Below are 505 nucleotides of genomic sequence, written 5' to 3' on the forward strand. Positions count from 1 at the left end.
TGCGTGTGTTCCCTGCTGCATCTGTGGCTGTGGCAATCACAGAGCCTACATCCAGTAGTGATACATCAAGCCCCACCAAAGACCAATTACCGTTGGCATCGGTTGTGGTGGTGTAAGTTACACCCACTCCTCCGCCAATAAGTTGCTCGGTGATGGTGATTTCACTGCCTGCTGGCAGGTCAGACGTACCACTGAGGGTAACCAATAAACCAAGCTCGAAGGTTGGCGTAAAGGCAAGAGCCGGTGGAGTTACATCCACTTCGCCGCTGTCTGTCCCTGTGCCCGTGTTGCCCGCTGCATCCGTGATGCTGGCACTGACACTGTAACTCCCTTCGGCTAAATCAGTCGCTGGGGTGGCACTCCAATTACCATTCGCATCGGTTTGTACATCAATAGTTTGTACGGCATTGGCTGCATCGGTAAAGGTTATCGTAACGGTGCTGTTTGGTGCATCACTGGTGCCCGTAACTGTTGGCGAGCTGTCGTTGGTGAGCGCTGGTGCATC

At 53.7% G+C, this 505-nt stretch carries 1 protein-coding gene; it reads right to left on the minus strand.

The window, feature by feature from the left end:
* Window positions 1-505, minus strand: a 505-nt coding sequence (locus PSH54_RS20575) for an Ig-like domain-containing protein (RefSeq protein WP_273607010.1), incomplete at both ends; no start/stop codon positions are given.

Source organism: Pseudoalteromonas sp. Angola-30 (assembly GCF_028599215.1).
Classification (GTDB): domain Bacteria; phylum Pseudomonadota; class Gammaproteobacteria; order Enterobacterales; family Alteromonadaceae; genus Pseudoalteromonas; species Pseudoalteromonas atlantica.